The organism is Flavobacterium hauense, from assembly GCF_054457175.1.
Window position 1 is genome coordinate 61806 of sequence record NZ_JBTKVX010000002.1, and the last position, 22287, is coordinate 84092.

Consider the following 22287-nt stretch of genomic DNA (forward strand, 5'->3'; position numbering starts at 1 on the left):
GTTTTTGTGATTATTACTTCAAATAAACGCAGTGATTGTAGTAGTCAATAATGGCTTTGCCTTTCATCAGTATATCGGCTCCAATGATGCCATGAACCGGCTTTGCTTTGTATTGCAATAAAGCTTCGTTTACGTGTGACATGTCAAATATCACCAGACCGAAGTTCTTGTTGGTCCATCGTCCAAGTTTAAGGGTGTTTTTAAGGGATGTCTGCGTAAGCATGCCTGTTCCTCCGGCACCTGCAGCCTTTGTGTCAGAGTCATTGGCTGAAAGTTCAAACAGGGCAATTTCGTCAAAACCTACGCAGCTGTTAGAAGCTCCGGTGTCAAGGATAAAATTTCCGGCAACACCGTTTATTTTTCCTTTGATGAGCAAATGCTGGGTTTTTGATATTTTGAATTTTATGCGGGTATAGCCTTTATCTTTCAGCGTGGCATACAGGTTTTCCATTTTGTAAAGGTTGCTTTAGGTCAAAAATACTTTAAATTATGATATACTTATGCTAAAAGACTGGCCAACTTTGTAATTTTGCAGTCCAAAATTGCGATTATGACCCTTACTGATACCCATACCCATTTATACAGCGAAGAATTTGCCGACGGGCGCGATGCCATGATGCAACGTGCTTTTGATGCCGGAGTGACGCGCCTTTTTGTGCCATCCATCGATTCGTCATATACACCGCAGATGTATGAGCTCGAAAAGCAGTACCCTGATAATGTATTCCTCATGATGGGGCTGCATCCCACCTACGTTAAAGAAAATTACCTCGAAGAGCTGGCGCATGTAGAACGTGAGCTTGCTTCGCGAAAGTTTACCGCGGTGGGCGAAATAGGTATCGACCTGTATTGGGACAAAACACGCCTTGCCGAGCAGCAGCACGCTTTTAAACACCAGATTCAGCTGGCTAAAAAATATGGACTGGCGATTAATATCCATTGCCGTGATGCCTTTGATGAGGTTTTTGAGGTGTTGGAAAGCGAAAAAGGAGATGATTTATACGGTATCTTCCATTGCTTTACAGGCGATTTTGAGCAGGCGCAAAAAGCCATATCCTACAACATGAAGCTGGGGATAGGCGGAGTAGCGACATTCAAGAATGGTAAGATCGACCAATTTTTGGCAGATATCGACCTGAAAGATATAGTGTTGGAAACCGATTCGCCTTATCTCGCTCCGGTGCCGCACAGAGGGAAAAGAAACGAGAGCAGCTACACTTTGCTGGTCGCCGAAAAACTGGCATCAATTTATGGTGTCACCGTTGCCGAAATAGCTGAAATTACAACCCAAAATTCTAAAGAAGTCTACGGGATTTAAAAAAGAATTTAGAGTAAATTCATATTTTTTTTGTTCTTTTGTGAATTGTTTTAACCATAAAGAAGTACATGTCGAAATTTGATCATATAAGGCCTTTTTATGATAGTGAGGTAAACGAGGCTATAAGTAGTGTTGTACACCACCCTATGATGAAGGCGCTCATGAGCTTCACCTTTCCGGATGTGGAAGAGGAGGTATGGGCTAACCAGCTGCTAAAGACCCATTCTAAACGCGATTTCCAGATCAATTTTATATATAATGCCATCCAGCAGGTACTGCAAAAAAGTTCTGACGGTCTTACGACCTCGGGTTTTGAAAAGCTGGATAAGCATACCCCTTATCTTTTTATATCGAATCACAGGGATATTATATTAGATACATCACTTATCAATGTGTCGTTATATGACCACGGGCTTATCATGACGGCTTCGGCTATTGGCGATAACCTGGTGCAAAAAGCATTCCTTCATACGCTTTCACGCCTTAACAGGAACTTTTTGGTACAGCGCAGTCTTAGTCCGAGAGAACTGCTGCAAAGCTCTAAGCTGATGTCGGAGTACATTTGCCAGCTGCTTTCGCGTGAGAACCGTTCGGTTTGGATCGCGCAGCGCGAAGGCCGTACTAAAGACGGTAACGATACTACCCAGCAGGGCGTGCTTAAAATGCTTGCCATGGGATCTGACGAAGAGAACCTGATGGATTATTTCAAGAAGATCAAGATCGTCCCGGTTTCGATATCGTATGAATATGACCCTACCGATATGCTCAAGATGCCAAGGCTTATGGCCGAAGCTAACGATGAGGTGTACATCAAGGAAAAGAACGAAGATTTCATGACGCTTATCAGTGGTATCATGGGTCAGAAGAAACGCATACACATTCAGGTAGGCGACATCCTTGAAAAAGAGCTTGATGTTATCAAGGAAGAGAACGACAACCAGAACAAACAGATACAGGCCCTGGCGCAGGTAATAGACGATTCGATACTTGCAAGCTACAAGCTTTGGCCTACCAACTATATTGCTTACGATCTTCTTAATGAAACCGATCGTTTTGCAAGCCACTACACCGAGAAAGAAAAGGGGCTTTTTGAAAGAAGGCTCGAAATGCGCATCGATATTGAGAACAAGGTGATGAGAGAAGGTTTCCTTGCGATGTATGCCAATCCGGTAGTTAATAAAATGAAATACGAGAATGCAGTCTAGGCCTACAATCTTACTTGTATATACGGGGGGAACTATCGGGATGGTAAAGAACCACGAAACGGGAGCCCTTAAGGTTTTCGATTTCAAGAAGCTGCTGCAGCGCATACCCGAGCTGAAACTCCTTGATTGCACTATTGAAACCCTGTCTTTTGATGAACCCATCGACTCGTCTAACATGGATGCGTCTAAATGGGTTATGATCGCCTCGATCATAGAAGAGAACTACGATAAATTTGACGGTTTTGTAATCCTTCACGGGTCAGATACGATGTCTTATTCGGCATCTGCGTTGAGCTTTATGCTTGATAACCTCAAAAAACCGGTAGTCTTTACAGGTTCGCAGCTGCCTATAGGCGACCTGCGCACCGATGCTAAAGAAAACCTTATCACAGCCATACAAATAGCGTCACTGCACCACAAACACCTGCCTGTAATACAGGAAGTATGCCTGTACTTTGAGTACAAGCTGTACCGTGGTAACCGTACCACAAAGATTAGTGCCGAACATTTTAATGCTTTTACGTCGCCCAACTATCCTGCACTGGCAGAATCGGGAGTACACCTGAAGGTAAGCAACGACCTGTTACTGCCACAATCGGGGGACGAAGACCTGAGAGTAAGCCACAATATGGATTCTAACGTGGTTATCGTAAAAATGTTTCCGGGTATCAGCGAAGCGGTATTGTCGGCTATTGTTGGCATACCGGGACTTAAGGGAATGGTGCTTGAGACCTACGGCAGCGGTAACGCACCGTCTGAAGACTGGTTCATCAACATACTTCAGAAATCTATTGCTAACGGACTTCATGTGGTAAATGTAACGCAATGCTCAGGAGGCAGCGTGAACATGGGTCATTATGAAACGAGCACGATGCTAAAGGAAATAGGCGTAATCTCAGGAGCTGATATTACTACCGAGGCAGCCATAACCAAAATGATGTACCTGTTAGGACAGGACGCTCCGCATAAGGATTTCAAAACACTTTTTGAAACATCGCAGCGCGGCGAATTGTCGTAATTAAATTTTTATATCCGGTTAGAAACCCTATTTTTGCCCGCGAATAAACTTAGAGAGGTGGCCGAGTGGTCGAAGGCGCACGCCTGGAAAGTGTGTATGCTCCACAAGGGCATCGAGGGTTCGAATCCCTTCCTCTCTGCAAGATAAATCCCTACACAGCTGTTAATCAGATATGTAGGGATTTTATGTTTTCGTATTTGTACGATTTATGTACGGTAAGTCCTTGAAAATTAATTTCGGTTTCAATTTCCTGCTTAATTTTTCTATTTAACCAAATAATCTTTCCTATTTAAAAACAGGGGGGGTGGTCGAAATTCTCGCTAATGCCCCATAGGTTTTTCATGGGTGGGTACTCATATTTTACTACAGTAAATATATAAAAAACGATATAATATATATATACTCTTACTCGCACTTTTGGAGGATGGCGATTCAGTCGAAAATTTCTACGTATAGAGGTAGGTACTCCTTTGGCTATATAAAAATTTTATCTTACCCCTCTACAGGATAGTTGGAGTTATAGAGTAGTTAATTATTTTTTCTAAAAAGACTTTTATTTACATCTTTGTAAGACTAAACACATGAGGATATGAAAAGAGATGGTCAGATTATAGTTATAGAGGATGATGAAGATGATAGAGAAATTTTTACAGAAGTATTTGACTCTCTTAACTACGGTAATGAAATAGTTTACTTCAAAGATTACGTGGGAGTGATTGATTATTTATTAAGACCTGATATAACACCATTTATGATTATATCAGATGTAAATATGCCAATGATGAATGGATTTCAACTAAGAGATGAAATTTATCATCATCCTCTCCTTAAAGAAAAATGTGTTCCTTACATATTTTTTACTACCGCAGGTTCGAAAGAAACGGTAGTGAGTGCTTATCGTAATTCTGCTCAGGGACTTTTTACAAAGCCTTATGATTATGAAAAGTTTTTTGGTAAAATAAAATTAATTGTTGACTACTGGAAAGAAGCCTTAACACCTAACAGTTCTTTTTAAATGGGTATTAACTTTTAACTACTACCTCCTTAACTTCTTTTATATCCTTCCTTAATTCCTGAAGAATATCCTTTATAGTTAATGCATCTAAGTCGCCAGGCTTAAACTCTTTTGTACCAACATAGCCTGCAAACGCCCAAATCTCTAACACTTCCGACCTGTGAACCTTGTAAGGTTGATAGGCTAAGTTGTCAGAGTGAAGTACAAGTGCATCACTTTCTTTGAAGACACGTTTGTAAGTGTCTCCATCATTCTTAGTCACAACTAAGTGTGTTACACCATCTTTTATATCTTTATAATTCTCTACATACTTACCCACTATCCAAGTTTTCTCTTTATGTGGTGGCATCGAATCACCGTCTATTTCAAAAGCTCTAAATTTTCCAACACCGAAAAATGGTAGTGACATTTGTTGTAAATTTTCGATATACTCAGGGTCTCTATAACCTGCTAAATATCCTGCTTTAGCTTTATGAGGAACAATTTCTATCATATCATTACCTGCTTTATCAACCACAATCGGAAGAAGGATGCGATTGTCACCGAGTTGAAGTAGGTTATCAATAGGGATTTTTCTTAAGTCCACAGTCAGGAGAAGGTCTATGCTAATATGGAACTGAGTAGAAATTCTAAGCAGTATATCGTATGGAGGTTCTGAGACTCCATTTTCATAGGGAACATACCTCCCACGGCTTATAAGTAGGTTTTCAGCAAGTTTTTCCTGAGAAAGATTTTTCTGAAGTCTAAGGTAACGGATGTTGTCAGAGAATAGAGACATAAGCAGTTTGTTGTAATTTACAACAACAAATATATGTAAAATTGTTGTAATCCCATCTAACTTTGTTACACCCAAAAAGACAAGATTATGACACGTGCTATCGTCCATATGGACTTGGATACATTCTTTGTATCCTGTGAGAGGCTAACCAATTCCCAACTAAATAACATCCCTCTTATTATTGGTGGTGGTGACAGGGGGGTCGTTGCATCATGTTCTTATGAAGCCAGAAAATTTGGTGTTCGTTCGGCAATGCCCATAAAATTGGCACTAAGATTATGCCCAGATGCAAAGGTTATTAAAGGTGACATGGATTTATATTCTAAGTTATCTCAGGATGTGACTCAAGTTATAGAAGAGAAAGCACCAGTGATGGAGAAAGCAAGCATTGATGAATTCTATCTTGATATTACAGGTATGGATAAGTTTTATGGGTGCTATCAATGGACTAATGAGCTTTCAACATTGGTTACGAAAGAAACAGGTCTACCTATCAGCTTTGCCTTATCTGTAAATAAAACTGTTTCAAAAATTGGAACTGGTGAGGGTAAACCTAAAGGTAATCTGGAAATACCTGAAGCCCTCGTAAAGTCATTCCTTAATCCTTTGTCAATACAAAAAATCCCGATGGTCGGTGAAGTGACTTTCCAGTTGCTTTCAAGAATAGGCATCAGGACAATTCAGACACTTTCGGAAATGCCTGCCGAGGTTCTACAGCAAATGATAGGAAAAAATGGGATTGAACTCTGGAAAAAAGCCAATGGCATAGACAATAATCCAGTTGAGCCATACACCGAGAGAAAGTCCATAGGTTCAGAACATACATTCAGTCAGGACACCATAGACATAAAAATGGTGAAAGTACTTCTTAGCTCAATGGTAGAAGAGAAAGCCTATGAACTAAGGTCTGAGGGATGGCTTGCCTCCACTGTAACAGTAAAAATCAGATATGCAAATTTTGATACAGAAACAAAGCAATGCAGGGTATCATACACATCTGCCGACCATAGTTTAAGCAAAGCTGTTGAAGGTCTTTTTGACAAGCTTTATCAACGTAGGATGCGTTTAAGACTGGTAGGCATTAAGTTCAGTGGACTGGTAAGAGGGTGCTATCAAATAAATGTCTTTGAAGATACTGTAGAGCTAATGTCACTATATCAGGCAATGGACAAGATAAAGAACCGATTTGGTATTGGTGCAGTGTCAAGAGGTGGTGGACTTATCCTTAATGCAAATAAGCAATAGATGTATTTAAATTGTCATTCATTTCACAGTCTACGATATGGTACAATACCATTATCTGACCTCATACTGCAAGGACAGGCATGCAATGCTACAGCTATGGCATTAACTGATGTTAATACTGTGACTGGTATTTATGACTTTATAAAAGGCTGCCAGGCTGTAAACATAAAGCCACTGGTCGGTATTGAATTCAGGCAAGATAATAAGCTGTTATATATCGGGCTGGCAGAAAACAGAGGAGGATTAGGTGAGATGAACCGATTCCTGACAGAGCATAATTTTAGTGGTAAGCCTAAATCCTTAATAGCTCCTGATTTTAAGGATGTCATTGTGATATATCCTGTTGAAAATATTCCAACTACTCTACAAGATGATGAGTACATAGGTATTAGACCTGAACAGCTCTTGATGCTTTACAAGCCCGAAATAAAAAAGGTTGCAGATAAAATGGTGATACTTCAGCCTGTTACTTTCAGGACTAAAAAGGAATTTAACCTGCACAAGATTTTGAGGGCTATTGATACAAATACTCTTCTTTCAAAACTAACTGAAGATGACTATTGCAAAACTTCAGAAGTATTTATGCCATTAGAAGAATTAACAAACAAATACAAGGATTATCCCATTATACTACAGAATACAGAGCGAGTTATTAGTCAATGTAATTTTGAATATGATTTCACTACTCCTAAAAACAAAAAGCACTACACAGGAAATAAGCAAGGCGATATAGAACTGTTAACTAATCTTGCACAGGCAGGCTTAATAAGTCGATATGGTAACGACCATAAACAAGCAAAAGCAAGGGTAGAAAAGGAATTAAAGGTGATTAATGAGCTAAACTTCAGTGGTTACTTCCTAATCACATGGGATATTATTCGCTATAGCAATAGCAGGGGATTCATGCATATAGGCAGAGGAAGTGGAGCAAATAGCATTATTGCCTACTGTCTCGGCATAACAGATATATGTCCAATAGAGCTTGACCTTTATTTTGAGCGTTTCTTAAATCTAAACAGGAAAAGCCCTCCTGACTTCGATATAGATTGGGCGTGGACTGACCGGGATGAGATTCTGGAATACATTTTTAATAGGTTTGGCAAAGAGCATGTGGCATTTACAGGAACAATTGTGGAGTTTAAATATCGTTCTATATTTAGGGAGGTCGGTAAAGTTTTTGGACTACCAAAAGAAGAGTTAGACATACTGGCTAAAAACCCAATGAAAACCCACGACCAGAATAGCATTGTTAAGTATGTACAGGAATATGGAGTCATGCTTGAGAAATACCCTAATCAAAGGAGCATGCATTCATGTGGAATTATAATCTCTGAAGAGCCAATAACAAATTACACAGCATTAGAAATGCCTCCCAAAGGATTTCCTATAGTTCAGTTTGACATGCATGTAGCTGAAGATATTGGCTTTGAAAAGTTTGATATACTTAGCCAAAGAGGTATAGGTCATATAAATGACTCGGTAAAGCTTATAGAAAAGAATAAAGGAATTAAGGTAGATATCAGGAATACTTCTCTTTCAAAAGATGAGATTAAAGCAAACGAATATTTAAGTAGAGGAAAGACTATAGGCTGTTTCTACATTGAAAGCCCTGCTATGAGGGGATTACTAAGGAGATTGAAGTGTGACAATTATAAAACCCTTGTTGCTGCATCGTCAATCATTCGCCCTGGAGTTGCACAAAGTGGCATGATGAAAGAATATATCTTCAGGCACAACCACCCTGACCAGTTTGAATACTTCCATGAGGTATTTAAAGAGCAATTAGGAGACACTTATGGAATAATGGTGTATCAGGAGGATGTAATAAAAATAGCCTTGCACTTCGGGGGTCTTGCCCCTGCTGATGGGGATATCTTACGCAGGGCTATGAGTGGCAAAGGAAGGTCTAAAGCAGCCCTCCAAAAAGTAAAAGACAACTATTTTGCATCCTGTGACAACAAAGGGCATTCACGACAATTAAGTGAAGAGGTTTACAGGCAAATAGAATCATTTGCAGGTTATTCGTTCTGTAAAGCTCACTCTGCATCTTATGCCGTTGAAAGTTACCAAAGCCTTTATTTAAAGGTTTATTATCCTGTTGAATTTATGGTGGCAGTTATCAATAATCAGGGAGGATTTTACAGAACAGAGGTATATGTACACGAAGCTAAAATGTCAGGAGGCATTATACATCCTCCATGCGTTAATTTAAGCCTATTTGAGACAACCTTATATGATAATGACATATATATTGGTTTTCTGCATTTACAGGGCTTAGAATCAAGAATATCAAGCTTAATCGTAGAAGAGAGAAATAAAAATGGCAATTATAATTCCTTAGAAGATTTTATTAATAGAATCCCGATTGGGATTGAAAGTATACAAACCTTGATTTTTATAGGGGCTTTTAGATTCACCAGCAAGACAAAGAATCAGCTCCTTGTAATTGCAAGGCTATTGATGGTAAATTTTAAGCCGGAGAACAGGGATTTATTACTATTGAAAGAACCTGTAAAAGAATATAAACTGCCAGAATTGGAGAGGTCAAAATATGAAGATGCTTTTGATGAGATAGAATTATTAAGTTTTCCGGTTTCCTGTACACCATTTGACCTGCTACAGACCAACTATAGGGGTAGTGTGATGGCAAAGGATTTAACAAAGCATCATAAGCAAACTGTAAAGATGCTTGCTTATTTAATATCACGTAAGCATGTGCCAACTAAAAAAGGAGATATGTATTTTGGAACATGGATTGATGTTGAAGGTGAATATTTCGACACAGCACATTTTACTGACTGTCTACAACAATATCCCTTTCAGGGTGGTGGCTGTTATTTGCTTTTAGGTACTGTTGAAGTGGATTATCATTTTCCTACAGTAACCATTTCTAAAATGGCAAAGATGCCTTTCATTCCAGACCCTCGCTATAGTAATAGCACTGATAGGCAATATGAAGCACATAAGCAGATTAGAGAAGATGTAAGTATGACTCATCGAGCACCTTATCCACAAGAAGATGAAATAGGTTTGCCAAGAAATAAGATGATTTGAATTAAAATTTTGTATATTTACTCTTACTAAAAAATTAAAACTTAATTGTAATATTTTAAGTATTAGGTCAAACACCAACTACAATAAACATATATGCTATTATTAAAAACAATTAATGAATTACGAGATTATTCCTTTTTTATCCCCTCCTATCAAAGAGGTTACAGATGGGCATCTACTGAAATTCGAGATTTACTAAATGACATATGCGAATTTAAGCCAAAGGAAGTTGAGAATTCAGATGATAAAACTTGGTATTGTTTACAACCTATTGTGGTTAAATACGATGGTCAAAAATCTTATTACGAAGTCATTGATGGTCAACAAAGACTTACAACAATATATTTAATATTGTTCCATCTCAATCAATATTTAGCGGAAGATTATCGTGAACCGTTATTTTCTCTAAATTATGAAACACGCACAGATTCAAATAAGTTTTTAAATGAATTAGAGTTGTCGACAGGATATGATAATATTGATTTCCATTATATAAGCGAAGCATATAAAACTATAAAAGATTGGTTTAAGCTCAAGTCGTCAGACAGGTCGTTCAATCGAAACGATTTTGAATCAAAATTTAAGTTTTCTACAAAAGTAATTTGGTATGAGAGTAGTGAAGATGATGCTATTTCAATATTTACAAGAATTAACATTGGTAAAATTCCATTAACTAACTCCGAACTAATAAAGGCATTATTTTTAAATAGCTCGAATTTTGAGGACAGAAATAGGGAGAAACTTAAACTCCGTCAATTAGAGATTGCAACAGAATGGGATTTAATAGAGCAGTCATTACAGCGAAATAAATTCTGGTTTTTCTTAACTGGGGATAAAAAATCAACAAATAGAATAGAACTTATATTTGATATGATGAATGACAGTCTTGACCCTACTGATAAATATTCAACATTTAGATACTTTAGTAAAAAGTTTACTCTTAATACTAAAGACACAATTGATAAAAACTGGCAAGAAATCAAAAACAGATATCAGAGATTTAGTGAATGGTTTGATGATAGAGAACTGTATCATAAGATAGGTTTTTTGATTACTGAAAAACACATTACTATAAAAGAGTTGTATCATCTTTCTTCTGAAAAGACAAAAAAGGAATTTAAAAATTCTTTAGATGAATTAATTAAAGAGAGTGTGAAAAATATAAATTTTGAAGTTCTACAATATGATGATAAAGAAGATGTAAAACGAATATTACTTCTCTACAATCTCTTAACAATATTAAAAAGTGATAGGGAGAGTGCCTATTTTCCTTTTGACCTATTCAAAATTGAAAATTGGGATATAGAACACATAACATCCATTAAAAATGAAATGCCCGATAAAAAGGATGAGTGGCTAAAAGATGCAATTATTTTCATTGACCCGGATATTGATAAAAAAGGGGTTTTAAAGAAACGAGCTTCTGAATTTGTGGATTTTAAAGATAATGAAAAATTCAAGCTTCTCTATGAAGACATAATTAACCATTTTAATCATAATTTTAAAGAAGATGATATCAATGATATTTCAAATCTAACGCTATTAGATGCTTCTACAAACCGAGGGTATAAAAATGCAGTATTTCCACTTAAAAGAAAAACAATTATAAATAGGGATAAGCAGGGAATATTTGTACCAATCTGCACAAAAAATGTTTTCCTAAAATATTTCAGTGAGTATCCTCCAAAAATTTCGTTTTGGACTCCAGAAGATAAAGAACACTACGAAAAAGATTTACTTTCTGTCTTAGAACAGTACTTAAATTAAGACCTTATGAATGAGACTAAACAAAACAGCGAAACTATAAGTTTTTTAAAGCTATTGAGTCAGCAATCTAAAATTGAGATACCAATAATACAGCGAGACTATGCTCAAGGTCGAAAAGATAAAAAAGAAATTAGAGAAAATTTTTTAAATGCCTTATATGAAAGTCTTGTCGCAAACAAAGCTATTAAGCTGGATTTTATATATGGCAGTAAAGTAGATAACGTTTTCCTTCCGTTGGATGGTCAACAAAGGCTTACGACGCTTTTCTTATTGCATTGGTATGCTTCAATTAAAGATAATACTGAGACACAAAAAAAAGAAATACTGAGAAAGTTTGGTTATGAAACGAGAATTACATCAAGGGAATTTTGCGAAGCATTAGTTTTATCGGACATTACCGTAGAAGAGAATTTAATAATAAGTGACCAAATTAAAGACTCCAAATGGTTTTTTATGTATTGGGTAAATGACCCTACGATTGAATCTATGTTAAGAACTATTGATAGTATACATGCAAAATTTTTTACTGTAGATAATCTTTGGGCAAAGCTTGAAACTAATCTTATCAATTTTTATTACGTAGAATTAGACAATATTGGCTTATCAGATGATTTGTATATCAAGATGAATGCGAGGGGGAAACTTCTATCCCCTTTCGAAAATTTTAAGGCAAGCTTAGAGAAGCATATAAATGAAAATGACTGGGAAGCCAATAATATGGCATTTCAGGACACTTTTGCTTTCAAAATTGATACTGAATGGACAGATTTCTTTTGGCTTAATTTTAAAAAGAATAATAAAATAGATATTGCACTTATGAGATTTATTTCGACAATTGTCATGATTAGACAATCAGTTGAAAGAATTAGTAATCGGATAACTATAATTTTATCTCTACATGATAACCCTGATAAAGTAAGACCAATTTACATGACTAAATCAGGATTTGAATATTTGACAAAATGTTTCGAAGTATACTCTAAAAACTACAATAAATTAAATCTGGTAATAGATTTCGATTTATGGCGACATAAGCCAAAATCTGATTTTTTGCGAGAGATTTCGTTTGAAGACAATCTCTTTTCTTCTCAGATTAATAGCTCCTCATATACTCAAAAGGTTCTTTTTTATGCTCAAACAGAGTATTTAATTCGCAATGAATACAATCAAGAAAAATATCTGGACTGGATGAGAGTTGTGAGAAATATCGTATCAAGGGGGTCTGTTATCAAGGGAGGTAAAAGACCTGATATCATCAGAAGTCCAGAAGCATTTGATGGAGTTATATATTTAATATCAGAAATTGCGGTAGGCAGTGGAGATATATATGAGTATTTATCAAAAGTTGAAAAATTAACGTCTGCGTTTGCAAAAGAGCAGTTGGATGAAGAAAAAAGTAAGTCTAAACTGATTGTGTCAAATACTTCAAATAGAGACGCAATATTACAAATGGAAAATCTACCTCTTTTTAAGGGTAGAATTGATTTTGCTTTCTACTGTCTTGGTTACGACTACAATCCAGAAAGTTTTGATTTAGTAGGATTTAAAGAGATTTATAATGTCCTTTATGAGAATTTCGGAGATGATAGTAGTGATAATATTTCGAATGATATTCGGAGAGCGTTGTTAACCATAAATCATAATGATAAATACGATTTTTATGATTACTGGTCGTCATATTGGTATGTGGGAGATGCTGCAAAAAGATGTTTGTTAGAAAATTACAGAGAACTTGAATATTATATATACTATACAGACCAAAAAATCTATTTAAAAAAACTAATCAACAAACTTCAAATAAGTACATTACAAGACATCATCACAGATTTTGTTGCTCCGGTGGGATTCCCAAATTGGAAACTTCGATTAATAAAGGAGAAAGATTTATTAGATAAGAAGAGTAAATCAAATTATATAGCAATTTCAAATAACAATTCATCATGTTATCTATTAAAAAGCAAAAGACCGAGAGACTTGGAAGGTTGCGAAAAAATTAAGTAATAATTTTTAATAATTCACTAATCGCAGTAGGTCATACTTATTGCGATTTTTTATTAAAAATCTATAAGCTCTCTAACTTTTATTCCCAATGCCTGACAGATTTTGTATAAGGTTGTTATTCCAGCACTTATTTCGCCTCTTTCAATTCTACCTATTTGGTTTTTAGGGACATTTGCGTCATTCGCAAGCATTGATTGAGATAAGCCTTTGGAGTTCCTTATCTCTTTTAGTTTATTGCCTACAGATTTTAGAATATCATTTTGCATCACAGGTAAAATTGCACCTGTTCTAAAAATTTATTGAACACATATTTGTGTTCTTTTAAAAAAAATGCAATATTTGTTGGAATTAAATAGATGATGAATATGAAAAAGTTAGCAGTACTAATTACTATAATTTTAACTCTTGGTTGTTCAGGCTCTGATGACAACTTAAACGTCAACGAAGAGAATAGCAACAACTTCTTTAAGGTAAACAACAATACCTATAGCTTGACAAATGCTAATATCAATAAGCAGCCTTTAGGGGACGGAACTGTATATTACATCACTCTAACTAACGCAGAAGTATCTACCAATGCAGATGGAACACAAGCTGTAATTTCCAATGACTTGACACATTTGGCAAGCTTCACACTTTATATACATGAAGGTGCGAATCAACTACCAACAGGAACATTCAACTTTAAAGGTAACTACGGCTTTGATGCCTATTCTATTCAGGATTACATCGTGGTTGAAGATGGTAAAATCATGTCCAGAAATGTAGTGTCTAATGAAAGCGACCTCATTAATCAAGATGCACGTATAATAATAACAAAGACGGGAGATACCTATAACTTCAATTTTAACCTGACAACCTCATTAGGTATCATACAGGGTCAATACACAGGGTTAGTAACTAAGAACTACTAAGCATTAGAAATATGAAAAAGGTGTTCTTACTATTGTTTTGTATCTATGGAGTGTCAAGCTTTGCACAAACTACCACAGAGAAGTATAACTCGCTAATGAGTCGATACGAGTACTACAATTCTTCAGGAGCTATGATAGGCTACAAAACCTACGATAGCCTAATGCAGACATGGAACTATTATGAGGTTACACAACCAACACAAGCACAGTCAACCTACCAATATGTTGAGCCTGTTAATCTAAAGTTGGTCAATCAAGCCCTGGCATCCAAACAAGCCCGTTATGACAACAACACCAAAAGTGTACAGGACGCAATAAACACCTTACGGAACAATGTAAACAATTCATCTTACAGCCAGACAGTAAAAAACAATTGTATCTCGGCATTCAACGAGAAGTGTGTAGCTGTGTTAAACGCAAACACTTATGACTACACAAACAGTAAGACAACAGAGATAATAAACTGGCTATCTAATAGTATGGATAGCTTTATAAACTACTATTTACAGCAGGAGAAGCAGACTGCATTGATTGAAGAGCAGAAAAGAAGGGAACTAACCAGTCAGATAAAAAATGAAATGAACTATAATGTGGGTGGGTTTATTACAAATGATGTGACTGAAGAAAAATATAACCCATATACAAAGACCTATGAAATTGTAAACAAAGATACTTCGCTTACCAAAGTCTATTTTGACATAGGCTACATCCACTATTTTAGACAGGCGTACAATGGTTGGAGATTATATCAATGGAAATATACACACGCTGCCGATAACTATCACATCATTACAGATGTTAATACGGGAACTCAAATAGAAATCGGCAAATTGTTTGACTGGATAATATTTTCAGAACAAAAAGTTGGTGATGTGTATACGAAAAGATATATATATCGAAATTTAAAGAAGGATAAAACAGTTATGCCAAAATACTGAGATAAACAAATCAATAATTCCCGCTTACAAGGCGGGTTTATTATTTACCAACGTTTCTTATATTTACCTCTGATATAACACTTTTTAAGATGAAGTTAGAGCCAGAATTTCAGAAGCAACACAAAATATCGCAAGTTTACTTAAAGCAGTTTGGCTTTAAAAAAGAGGGCAAGGATTGGGTTTCAGTTCTTAAAATCGGCAAAGGCGAAACTGAAAATATTCTCATCTCTCAATTTTCAACAGAGATAAACATTTTTGATTTCGAGCTTCCTGATATTGAACCTCACGAAAGACGGCAATTTGAGAACCTCAGTGGTTTGCTGGAAGATAAATACAGGACAATTATCAATACTCTGAAAGGTCAGGGCAAATTAATTCCCTTACATAAGGATTTACTTAACCATTTTGTAGCTAATCTTCTCTGCCGGAATAGTAGGTTTAGGTCATATATTGATAAGATGATTAATGATGAGCTAACAAAAGATGTTATTATAGAAGAGCTTGAGATGTTTGGTAAGGTTGACTTCGATTTAGATTTCGTTATGAGCCACCTGACTGGAAAAAATAAGCTTAACTTCATTATTGGTTTCCTAATGGATACTTTGGTTAAGATTTTTAGAAATTTTAGTGCAACTGTTTTAAAAGCTAATGAAGGTTATGGATGGTTAACCACTGACTCCCCCGTCTATTTAGATACGCAAGGCGAACTATATCATACAATTCCTGTAGAAAGTGAAATCTACTTACCACTATCAAGGGACTATTGTCTTTTTATGTATCATAAAGATTCAAAAATAAATAGTAATCCATTAAGGGCTTTGCCGGTAAATAAAGTTTGCGACCTTGACTTTTTAGAATTTGACAAGATAAATAACATGATTGCAAGGGGCTTTGAGCAGTTCTTAATTTTCTATACCGAAACTGAACCGCAGAAAATATAAACGCACATTTTATGCTGAAAGAAGAGGGTAATTTAGAACTACAGAACGATTGGGCATTTAAAATAAATGGCAATCCAATTCATATTAACCATGCAGCAAGTGGTTTGCAAGGTTATTACTGTATGGGATGTAACAAAGAAATGCAGGCAGTGAAATTCAAAGACTTAAAGCATCAAAGTTATTTCCGACATCACGCTATTAATATTAGTAAAAGTTCTGCAGAATGTGTTTATAGTAGTAGAGAGTACCGTGAACGCTTAGCAGAACAAGCATTACATAGATTGAAACAGTTGAAATTACCTGCTGTATATAAATATCCTCCTAAAGATATCGAAGGTAGCCCTATACTCTTATTGGAAGCATCTACCATACATGCTAAAAAGGTTAAATCTCAACTTACTTTTTATGAAGACGAAGGAGGGAATATAAAATGGGGTAAAAATCCTAATATCGAAGAGAGATATCTATTGTTACAACCAGATGTAACATTTTTTGATGAACACAACAAGCCTATACTCTTCATAGAGTTTGTAGTAACACACAAAGTCCCGGAAGAAAAGAAGATTAAGCTGTTTAGGTTAGGAATAAATACAGTCCAAATTATTATTCCAAAGCTGCCAGAAAATGAAATAGAGGAAAGTTTAAAATCAGTTACCAGAGTTAAATGGATATACAATGAAGTCGAATCAAACACCGAATACCTTCCAGTTCCCAAAAGAGATTCAGAGGGAATATCACCAATTGATGAAGAGCAAAGAAAGCTTTTTGAAGAATCAGCCTCCTGCCGTGCAGCGCAGCTTGGAAATCTTATACGCTCAATTAACCGAATCCTGGAATCACAATCATACAGACAAGTTACAGGAAAGTTTGAACGAGAAATATCAAGAATTGAGAAAGCTTCAGAAAAACATAGAACAAGACTGGACGAGTTGGAAAGAGAGTATGAGAGGGAAGTATATTCAGAATTTGAGTACGAAGAAAATGAGTTTGCTGAGCAATTCGCACGCATTAAGTTTCAAGAAATCGAATTTGAAGAATACAGTTCAAATCTGGAAGAAAGATATCTTAGAAAAAGAGAAGAGCTTGAAGGAGAAGAAGAATTACTTGGAGGGATTATCGGAGGAAAACATGACAAGAGAGCAGTTGGAGTATCAATGGGAGCAGTCTATGCAGCCCGTCAAGAAAGCCTTCAGAGAGACATTGAAAGAATTCGAAACAGTATCGCAAGAGTCATTGAAGAGGAAGGAAGCTTCAGAAGAAACATTGAGCAACTTAAAAGAGCAGAATACGAAAGATTTGAATGGGATAAAAGGAGAGAATCAACAAGCTTTGAACAAAGAAAAAGCATCGTTGGACAAGCTCGAATTGATATTGAATCAAAAATTAGAAGCTTCGCAGAAGGTGAAGAAGGACTGGGAGGAGGACTGGAATCAGAATTTGAGACTGTTAGAGATACAACAGTTAAAAAAATTAGCTCAAGAGATACTTCAGGAAACACCGAACTGTCCCAAAGAATTAAGGCAATACTTGGAATTAGGGGATTACTCGACAGTTATGATGATAGAAAAGAAGATTACAAACGATACAAGTCATATCTTGAATTTGTTAGAGGAGGAACTTGGAAAAAGTGGTAAAAAACTTGATTGGTTTATAAAGACATATAATGAAAAGCAGGGCTAACCAAATAATGGCAACCCTGCTTCCAGTTCTTTATTCTCGCTCTAAGAAATCAATATAGCTTCGGAATTCGCTCCAATATCTCTTTATTGTAGACAAGCTCATTCCAGTTTTTTCTGCTATACTTTTCTGAGTTATTTCGCCATCAATTATAAAGTTCCAAGCTTCTAAGGCTTTATATATTTTTTGTCTGGTTTTTGAACGCTGTATCTGTCCTAACTCTCTATTTACAATATCCATCTTCTCTTTTCTTGTAAGCTTCATTGACGGGTTAAACAAGATTCTCCTTTCCTCATTGTAGTGCATTTTTAAAGTATTACTTCTACGACCATTTATAACACTGTTGACTGTATTATTTATTTCTTCATTACTAAGCTTCGGAAACATATTTCTATTAATCAATTGTCCCAGAGAGCGTAGAAATCCTGAGCCCTTATTTAAATTTAGCAAAGCGAATTGCGATAAAATCTGATATAGAGTTGCGTTCCTTGCACCCTGAAAAATTTTTTGGGGTATATACGGATTACATATAAATTCCTTTTCCTTAAAAACAATGTAAGGTGTATCGTCAATAAAATAGCTATCTATATTATTATACCTGATATCTGAACTGTTAGAAAAGGTATCACACGTATCTATACATTCTTTCTCTTTTTTTAGATGGTTTGATACCTTAGCTTCTAAACAATTAAATTCCTTAGAGCATTCATTGAAGTACATGTCAGGGTCATAGCTTAAAATAGTTTGCTGTGTGGCTTTTGCGGCATGTATATCTACGCTAATGCCTATCTCATCTGCTACTTGCAGGTATGTCTGCTTAAAGTTTAAGAGGTTTAGATTTTTCACCTTTACAAGGATTCCATAACCAGTGCCCGATAACGATTTCCACTTTGCAAAAATGTACTCACTATCTGGAATAGTGTCCACATCGTCAACATCGAGATACAATAAGCCGGTAGGCTCAGTTATATTAGTATTGTTAGCATAACCGGCAAACATGAAGTTAAATCTTATAGTTGGTAAGTTTTCTGTTTTAATTATACGATACTGCTCGCTTTTTTTATCCATTGTCCGGGCTTTAGTTATTAAACCACGATTCTTATCCCCTCCTTTAATTAGTGTTAGAACTTCTTTTATTGATAGTATGTTATCTATCTTAGGCTTGTTTGCTGCCATATATGTTGTAACGCTTGTAAATAGTGGACTTTTGTCATTCGCATCTCTACAAGATGGATTACTGACTACCTTAATATGTTTCATTTCCGTTTTTGTTAATAGACATGGGAATACCTGCACGGTATTTAAATCCGTGTCATAGTTTATGATAAATTTTTTGATTTGGGCTGCGCAGCCGATAGATATACCTTAAAAGGTAAGGGGTTGTTTAAGCAACTTGCTTAGAGGGTAATTTTCGAGGGTGCAATACCGTTAGTGCTTCAAGTAGCTCAGACTTTTTGTAATATCTTTTACCAGAAGTGCCATAGGCTTGTATTTTCCCCTTGTTTGTCCATTCCCATAGGGTAGAACTGTCAATTTGCAGGAACTCGTATGCCTGTTTTCTGGTTAGTAATTCTACATCACTGCATGGTTGTAGATTTTGCATTATAGCAGTAACTGCTTCCTTTACACTTTGTGTAATTAATCCCTGTAGCTCATATGGCTGCATTTGGACAATCTTGATTTCTGTACTCATTTTTATAGATTTTAAATTTCTACAGCGAAGGTACGAGGTTTTTTAAGGGTGCTAAAGTTTGGGGACTTAAATACCGTAAACGAGATTGATGTAAGTCGTTTAATGTCAGATATGTATAAGTTTTATTTTTAAATGCAAATGATAAAAGGAGACTAAAAAGGGACTAAATATTTAGGAAAAAATAATCGGTAGTAATTGTTTTCACAGGTATAGAATGTCTTTTAGATGGCTTGTCAAGACTTTTTCCTTCTTGAAATGAATATAGTTCCCTGAGTCTCGAAATACCTTTCGTTTTACCTTTGAAAATCATCTTGAACAAACCTTTAATCTCGCAATATTGATAAAACTTGATGAATAATATGGGAGATTGTAACCATGAGTTATTTTCTGGGTCAATATATCCTTTTTGCATAAGTATTTTTTCGTATGAAAGATAAATATCAAGTTTTTGCTGATTTTCAAATAATGAATTTAACATCTCCACCTTAGCAGTTTTGGTATCTAAAATATCATTGAAGCTCGTTTGCAACTGTTTAATGTAATATTCTAAATCAATATATATTCTTTTAAGGTATGCTTCTAAAAATTGATTGAGGATTGTCGCACAGAGCTTAATATGGGGTTTTCTGCTGTTTCGTAGAATTTCCTTATTTTTTATAATTGCTTTGTTTGTTAAATTTATGTGTTTGTTTAACATTTCTAAGCGTAGCTCGAGTGCTACAGTTATATCAGGGACATATGTAAAGAGCGCAGTCTCTGCTTCGAGGTTATATTCAAACACATCTCTCAATAATTCAGTAGCATACAAATCTATTGCAAAGCTCTCAATAGAATTAATCATTTTTATCTTCTCCTCATCTTCGATATCTGCCTGCTCTATAAAATTCACGCAGCAAGTTTTGAGGTCAGAATTATAATATGTAGTAAATGGGATGTATTCAAATGTTACCCAATAATCAAGGGGTGGAATATTGTGGCTCTTTGCTATCTCAGATAAAATATGACCAATTGCTGAACTTTTAAACTCCTTAAATTTTTTAAGTATGATTAAATCTTGCTTAATGAATTGTTTCTTTATAGATTGTATATCGTTATATGAATAATATCTGGCGATAAAAGTCGCTATACTATCAATACCTCCGAAAATATATTGTTCTGTAGTTTCTACTGCACTTATATCCATCTTAACTAAAATAAGTATCCATTTCTATCGCCATATCTTTGTTGCTTTTTCCAATGTAATTTAAAAACATTGTTTCGGTACTGTGACCTGTAACATATTTTAAATATGAGGTAGGTACCGTGCCATAAAAATTTGTAGCGAATGACCTCCTCCCAATGTGGGATGTCACAAGCTCCCACTTTTCATACATGCCAGGCTTGCTTCTAAATACCGTGCTCTTAGGCTCGGTTTCAGAATGTATGCTCCCTTTTATTTTTTTATTTATCCCGGCTATCTTACAAACTTTCTTTATAAATTCATTATAACGTTGGGCTGATATGCTGTATGGGAAGTTTCCATCCCTTTTGTCCAAGATTTCTAATACTTCCCTATGTAGAAGTATGGTCATTAGTTTTTCAGTTTTTTTCTGTGTAAACTCTATAAGGCGCAATTCCTTAGTTTCTTTGGTTTTTGGGTCAATCTTATCTTCCGTTCTTATCATATCTTTGGTAAATCGCATAAAATCAGATACACGTTGACCTGTATAACAAGAGATTATAAGCCAGTCTCTGGCATTTTGTAAACTATCACTGAGTTTACTCTCATCAATATTTTTAATCAAGGCTAATTCTGGAACGGTCAGATATATTTTTTCCGATTTTTCCTTATCGACTTTAATACTGTCGAGCTGTGGACTCGTTTCTACTCCCATATAACGAGCATGTCTACAAAAGGTTTTAACAAATGAAAGTTCTCTTTGAATAGTATTCTGAGCATAATTTTCTTTATGGTAGAAATCAACAAATTCATTTTTGAACCTGTCATTTATATCTTTAATATAGATTGGCTTTTTTCTCTGCTTTTGTAGCTTTTCCATTTTTTTCCTTATAACAGTAAATTTTTGGATGGAAGAATTTTTTAACTCATGCCTTCTGTAATTAATGTAAAAATCTATGTATTCTACTAAGGTATTGGGAGTCTCCTCATCTTTATGAGGGTTGTAATATAGCTCCAGAGTATTACTTAGCCATTCTTTATCTACTAACTCCGGCTTGGTTGCATCGAAAGCAGTAAGAATAAACGTGCTTATCTTATTCATTTCTGCTAAAACATCTGCCTTTAAATTAGCATCGTCAATATCTCTTACCCTTTTATGGTTGTGTATATTATTCCAGTAATGTTTCGTTACTGTAAGTTTCGAATTACTGGCAATATTTTTGTCTTTACCATTTAATCTGTACAGTAGACGGATATTTAATTTGGCAGAATCTTTCTTTGAGCGATATAAAAAATTAACTGAAGCCATAATATAAATTTTACCATACAAATATAAAAATAATGTACGATATTTGTACGGTAATGTCAAAATATAACCAAATATATCCAAATAGTTCCAAACAAAAAGTAAGCTTTTTTATTTGTAATCCTTTGTTTTACTGATATATTTGAGCTGATTTACAGCGATACTGTAAGATACCAATTTTGGACGTATGCAGTCCCTTCCTCTCTGCCAAAGAAATCAATGCTTCCGCGTAGCGGGAGCATTGATTTCTTTGAACCG

General features: G+C 35.5%; 19 protein-coding genes and 1 tRNA gene. 13 read left to right on the forward strand and 7 right to left on the reverse strand.

Annotated features, from left to right (window positions below):
• Positions 1-13: 13 nt before the first annotated feature.
• Positions 14-451, reverse strand: a complete 438-nt coding sequence (locus ACX0HA_RS01395; protein WP_458843477.1) for a retropepsin-like aspartic protease — start codon at positions 449-451, stop codon at positions 14-16.
• 99 nt (positions 452-550) lie between these two features.
• Between ACX0HA_RS01395 and ACX0HA_RS01400 the strand changes: the two genes are divergently transcribed.
• From ACX0HA_RS01400 to ACX0HA_RS01420, 5 genes are all read left to right on the forward strand, one after another.
• A complete protein-coding gene (locus ACX0HA_RS01400) occupies positions 551-1318 on the forward strand; it encodes a TatD family hydrolase (RefSeq protein WP_458843478.1) in 768 nt (255 codons plus the stop codon).
• Positions 1319-1386: 68 nt separating this feature from the next.
• Complete coding sequence (locus ACX0HA_RS01405; RefSeq protein ID WP_458843479.1) at positions 1387-2523, forward strand: 1-acyl-sn-glycerol-3-phosphate acyltransferase; 1137 nt, start codon at positions 1387-1389, stop codon at positions 2521-2523.
• Entirely contained in the window at positions 2513-3541 is a 1029-nt protein-coding gene (locus ACX0HA_RS01410; protein ID WP_458843480.1) for an asparaginase, read from the forward strand. Before ACX0HA_RS01405 ends, ACX0HA_RS01410 begins: the two co-directional genes overlap by 11 nt.
• A 51-nt stretch (positions 3542-3592) precedes the next feature.
• Positions 3593-3680, forward strand: a tRNA-Ser gene (locus tag ACX0HA_RS01415).
• A gap of 450 nt (positions 3681-4130) precedes the next feature.
• A complete protein-coding gene (locus ACX0HA_RS01420) occupies positions 4131-4556 on the forward strand; it encodes a response regulator (protein ID WP_458843481.1) in 426 nt (141 codons plus the stop codon).
• 7 nt (positions 4557-4563) lie between these two features.
• Here ACX0HA_RS01420 and ACX0HA_RS01425 read toward each other — a convergent pair whose 3' ends face one another.
• On the reverse strand, positions 4564-5334 hold the full coding sequence (locus ACX0HA_RS01425) for an XRE family transcriptional regulator (RefSeq protein WP_458843650.1): 771 nt from the start codon (positions 5332-5334) through the stop codon (positions 4564-4566).
• Between the two features lie 87 nt (positions 5335-5421).
• Here ACX0HA_RS01425 and dinB point away from each other — a divergent pair, with 87 nt between their 5' ends.
• The 4 genes from dinB (at position 5422) to ACX0HA_RS01445 (ending at position 13401) form a co-directional block, all read left to right on the forward strand.
• Positions 5422-6579: a DNA polymerase IV gene (dinB, locus tag ACX0HA_RS01430; protein WP_458843482.1), complete on the forward strand. Its 1158-nt coding sequence runs from the start codon at positions 5422-5424 to the stop codon at positions 6577-6579.
• Positions 6580-9633 carry a DNA polymerase III subunit alpha gene (locus ACX0HA_RS01435; protein ID WP_458843483.1) on the forward strand — a complete coding sequence of 1018 codons (3054 nt, stop codon included), beginning with the start codon at positions 6580-6582 and terminating at the stop codon, positions 9631-9633.
• 93 nt (positions 9634-9726) lie between these two features.
• Complete coding sequence (locus tag ACX0HA_RS01440; RefSeq protein ID WP_458843484.1) at positions 9727-11400, forward strand: DUF262 domain-containing protein; 1674 nt, start codon at positions 9727-9729, stop codon at positions 11398-11400.
• A 6-nt stretch (positions 11401-11406) separates the two neighbouring features.
• Positions 11407-13401, forward strand: coding sequence for a DUF262 domain-containing protein (locus ACX0HA_RS01445; protein ID WP_458843485.1), 1995 nt, complete (start codon positions 11407-11409; stop codon positions 13399-13401).
• A 53-nt stretch (positions 13402-13454) separates the two neighbouring features.
• Here ACX0HA_RS01445 and ACX0HA_RS01450 read toward each other — a convergent pair whose 3' ends face one another.
• Positions 13455-13667 carry a helix-turn-helix domain-containing protein gene (locus tag ACX0HA_RS01450; RefSeq protein WP_458843486.1) on the reverse strand — a complete coding sequence of 71 codons (213 nt, stop codon included), beginning with the start codon at positions 13665-13667 and terminating at the stop codon, positions 13455-13457.
• Positions 13668-13766: 99 nt separating this feature from the next.
• On the opposite strand from ACX0HA_RS01450, the gene ACX0HA_RS01455 reads away from it, so the two are divergent.
• From ACX0HA_RS01455 to ACX0HA_RS01470, 4 genes are all read left to right on the forward strand, one after another.
• Positions 13767-14315: a hypothetical protein gene (locus ACX0HA_RS01455; RefSeq protein WP_458843487.1), complete on the forward strand. Its 549-nt coding sequence runs from the start codon at positions 13767-13769 to the stop codon at positions 14313-14315.
• Positions 14316-14326: 11 nt separating this feature from the next.
• Positions 14327-15253 carry a hypothetical protein gene (locus ACX0HA_RS01460; protein WP_458843488.1) on the forward strand — a complete coding sequence of 309 codons (927 nt, stop codon included), beginning with the start codon at positions 14327-14329 and terminating at the stop codon, positions 15251-15253.
• 89 nt (positions 15254-15342) lie between these two features.
• Positions 15343-16194, forward strand: a complete 852-nt coding sequence (locus tag ACX0HA_RS01465) for a DUF4238 domain-containing protein (RefSeq protein ID WP_458843489.1) — start codon at positions 15343-15345, stop codon at positions 16192-16194.
• Between the two features lie 11 nt (positions 16195-16205).
• Entirely contained in the window at positions 16206-17828 is a 1623-nt protein-coding gene (locus ACX0HA_RS01470) for a hypothetical protein (RefSeq protein WP_458843490.1), read from the forward strand.
• 76 nt (positions 17829-17904) lie between these two features.
• Here ACX0HA_RS01470 and ACX0HA_RS01475 read toward each other — a convergent pair whose 3' ends face one another.
• The 4 genes from ACX0HA_RS01475 to ACX0HA_RS01490 all read right to left on the reverse strand — a co-directional run bounded on the left by ACX0HA_RS01475 (position 17905) and on the right by ACX0HA_RS01490 (position 22032).
• The gene (locus ACX0HA_RS01475) at positions 17905-19131 is read right to left on the reverse strand and encodes a BT4734/BF3469 family protein (RefSeq protein WP_458843491.1); all 1227 of its coding nucleotides are present in this window, start codon (positions 19129-19131) and stop codon (positions 17905-17907) included.
• A 124-nt stretch (positions 19132-19255) separates the two neighbouring features.
• Positions 19256-19564: a helix-turn-helix domain-containing protein gene (locus tag ACX0HA_RS01480; RefSeq protein ID WP_458843492.1), complete on the reverse strand. Its 309-nt coding sequence runs from the start codon at positions 19562-19564 to the stop codon at positions 19256-19258.
• 163 nt (positions 19565-19727) lie between these two features.
• Complete coding sequence (locus tag ACX0HA_RS01485) at positions 19728-20747, reverse strand: hypothetical protein (protein WP_458843493.1); 1020 nt, start codon at positions 20745-20747, stop codon at positions 19728-19730.
• Between the two features lies 1 nt (position 20748).
• The gene (locus ACX0HA_RS01490; protein ID WP_458843494.1) at positions 20749-22032 is read right to left on the reverse strand and encodes a phage integrase SAM-like domain-containing protein; all 1284 of its coding nucleotides are present in this window, start codon (positions 22030-22032) and stop codon (positions 20749-20751) included.
• Between the last annotated feature and the right edge of the window lie 255 nt (positions 22033-22287).

What these genes read in the sequence shown, in the direction of transcription:
- ACX0HA_RS01460 (WP_458843488.1), top strand. Translation starts at nt 14,327, where the DNA reads ATGAAAAAGGTGTTCTTACTATTGTTTTGTATCTATGGAGTGTCAAGC.
- ACX0HA_RS01440 (WP_458843484.1), top strand. Translation starts at nt 9,727, where the DNA reads ATGCTATTATTAAAAACAATTAATGAATTACGAGATTATTCCTTTTTT.
- ACX0HA_RS01480 (WP_458843492.1), bottom strand. Translation starts at nt 19,564, where the DNA reads ATGAGTACAGAAATCAAGATTGTCCAAATGCAGCCATATGAGCTACAG.
- ACX0HA_RS01485 (WP_458843493.1), bottom strand. Translation starts at nt 20,747, where the DNA reads ATGGATATAAGTGCAGTAGAAACTACAGAACAATATATTTTCGGAGGT.
- ACX0HA_RS01475 (WP_458843491.1), bottom strand. Translation starts at nt 19,131, where the DNA reads ATGAAACATATTAAGGTAGTCAGTAATCCATCTTGTAGAGATGCGAAT.
- ACX0HA_RS01450 (WP_458843486.1), bottom strand. Translation starts at nt 13,667, where the DNA reads ATGCAAAATGATATTCTAAAATCTGTAGGCAATAAACTAAAAGAGATA.
- ACX0HA_RS01400 (WP_458843478.1), top strand. Translation starts at nt 551, where the DNA reads ATGACCCTTACTGATACCCATACCCATTTATACAGCGAAGAATTTGCC.
- ACX0HA_RS01490 (WP_458843494.1), bottom strand. Translation starts at nt 22,032, where the DNA reads ATGGCTTCAGTTAATTTTTTATATCGCTCAAAGAAAGATTCTGCCAAA.
- dinB (WP_458843482.1), top strand. Translation starts at nt 5,422, where the DNA reads ATGACACGTGCTATCGTCCATATGGACTTGGATACATTCTTTGTATCC.
- ACX0HA_RS01435 (WP_458843483.1), top strand. Translation starts at nt 6,580, where the DNA reads ATGTATTTAAATTGTCATTCATTTCACAGTCTACGATATGGTACAATA.
- ACX0HA_RS01465 (WP_458843489.1), top strand. Translation starts at nt 15,343, where the DNA reads ATGAAGTTAGAGCCAGAATTTCAGAAGCAACACAAAATATCGCAAGTT.
- ACX0HA_RS01425 (WP_458843650.1), bottom strand. Translation starts at nt 5,334, where the DNA reads ATGTCTCTATTCTCTGACAACATCCGTTACCTTAGACTTCAGAAAAAT.
- ACX0HA_RS01395 (WP_458843477.1), bottom strand. Translation starts at nt 451, where the DNA reads ATGGAAAACCTGTATGCCACGCTGAAAGATAAAGGCTATACCCGCATA.
- ACX0HA_RS01445 (WP_458843485.1), top strand. Translation starts at nt 11,407, where the DNA reads ATGAATGAGACTAAACAAAACAGCGAAACTATAAGTTTTTTAAAGCTA.
- ACX0HA_RS01410 (WP_458843480.1), top strand. Translation starts at nt 2,513, where the DNA reads ATGCAGTCTAGGCCTACAATCTTACTTGTATATACGGGGGGAACTATC.
- ACX0HA_RS01420 (WP_458843481.1), top strand. Translation starts at nt 4,131, where the DNA reads ATGAAAAGAGATGGTCAGATTATAGTTATAGAGGATGATGAAGATGAT.
- ACX0HA_RS01455 (WP_458843487.1), top strand. Translation starts at nt 13,767, where the DNA reads ATGAAAAAGTTAGCAGTACTAATTACTATAATTTTAACTCTTGGTTGT.
- ACX0HA_RS01405 (WP_458843479.1), top strand. Translation starts at nt 1,387, where the DNA reads ATGTCGAAATTTGATCATATAAGGCCTTTTTATGATAGTGAGGTAAAC.
- ACX0HA_RS01470 (WP_458843490.1), top strand. Translation starts at nt 16,206, where the DNA reads ATGCTGAAAGAAGAGGGTAATTTAGAACTACAGAACGATTGGGCATTT.